This window comes from Spirochaetales bacterium, assembly GCA_016930085.1.
Lineage (GTDB): Bacteria > Spirochaetota > Spirochaetia > SZUA-6 > JAFGRV01 > JAFGHO01.
On sequence record JAFGHO010000126.1, the window covers coordinates 26,951 to 28,786 of the forward strand.

Consider the following 1,836-nt stretch of genomic DNA (forward strand, 5'->3'; position numbering starts at 1 on the left):
TAACTTTTATATTAATGATATTAATATTCAACTGTACAATAATTTGGCCTATTGAAAATATTTATTTCAATATAGTAAAGGAAAATCTGAAATATTTTATTATCAGGCCTATTATGGATACAACTGAATATTTTTATTTTGTAGATCATTCATCCTATGATTTGTTTAGTATAAATAAAGATAATTTAAACATAAAAGAAGAAAAAGAATTTTATACGTATTATTTTAAAAAAGATAATGAAATATATATAGATTACGAGACAAATGATAAGAAAAAGAAATATTATTATTATAATATATTAACACACGAAGAAAGGGAATCGAATGATTTAAAATCATTGATGAAATGTATAAATTGGGGCAATATTTATTATTTTCAAAATAATATTTTCTATGGAAGATTGAGCAAAGGCATGGAAATTGGCGATTCAACAAGTGAAGTATATGAAGTGGATTTAAATACTGGCAAATGTAAAATTATATATGAAGCACATTCGGGATATGGTACGATTGGGATCAGCAATGACAAGATGCATTTGATGATTGACAGAGCATCTTTCTTGTCAGTTATGAATCTTAATTCTCAAAATGAATGTAAAATCAAAATTAATACAGATAACAATATTTTTATATATTTTATTAATAACAGTCTTATCTGTTTGCCTGAAGAAAACAGTATTAAATGGAAAATTGTTGATATTAATGGGAACGAAATAGGGCTATATACATTCAAAATTAATGATGTTTATATTAATGAAATATATTTTTTTAATAATGTGAGGAATGCTATAGCATATAGTAAAAGAGGTGTCGATATCGTCGACACGACACCGTTAAGAGATATATTATTAGAAAAAGGCCTTGTGTTTGATGAAACAGACGGCATCATAAAGAAAAATAATTGTACATTATATAAAAATGCTAACTTACAGGCACCAATAACAGGAACATGTAATAGCGAAGAGAAAGTTGCCGTCTACGACAGAAGTGGTGTAAAATCATATGTGGACGGTAAAAGCGACTATTGGTATAAAATTGAGAAAAAAGACGGAACGACAGGGTGGGTGCACAGACAGTATATCGATTTATTTGTAAAACAAATTACTATAAATAAAGCAAGAATACCCAAAGCCCTCTCCGTCACGGCCACCAGCTACATCGACTGGAAAAACACCTACACGCCCGCAAAAATCTTCGATGGTAATCCCGTAACGGCATGGCTCGAAGCAGCCGACGGGCCGGGCGTCGGGGAAGCGGTGACCCTCAAACTCGACAGCGAGATAACGGTGGACGAAATCGAGTTCATGCCCGGCTACTTCGACCCCAAATGGTGGAAGTCGAACAACCGGGTGAAACAGCTGAAGATAATATACGGCAACGAATCGAAGACGATCACCTTCAGGGACGAAATGAAACCGCAAAAAGCGAAACTCAAGGAAGCAATACGCTTCAGGGAGATACGGTTTGAGATCGCGGCGGTGTACCCGTCTGGCAAGGACAACGATACAGGAATCAGCGAGATTACGTTTTACAACAACGGGGAGAAGGTGGAGATCGATACGGGGGGACTGTGAATGGAAATGATGCCGTAATTGAACCGCAGATACACCCAGGGGCGTCGGGACATGGATAAGAGGCTCCAGGGAGCCTGAGCGGATTGACGCAGATGACTGGAAGGGTGAGTGACGCATGACTGGGGTTGAAGTGGGATAATAAAATATAAGATTGAATTAATCAGACACGGATTAACATTGATTTACACGGATTGAATATACATCAGTGTTAATCCGTGTTAATCTGTGTCTTTTTATATTCATGACCGGGGGAAGAGAATAA

1 protein-coding gene is annotated in these 1,836 nt (G+C 35.8%); it reads left to right on the forward strand.

The features are described 5' to 3' along the window. The first annotated feature begins 863 nt into the window (after positions 1 to 863). On the forward strand, positions 864 to 1,574 hold the full coding sequence (locus JW881_21175) for an SH3 domain-containing protein (GenBank protein ID MBN1700036.1): 711 nt from the start codon (positions 864 to 866) through the stop codon (positions 1,572 to 1,574). The last annotated feature ends 262 nt before the right edge of the window (positions 1,575 to 1,836 follow it).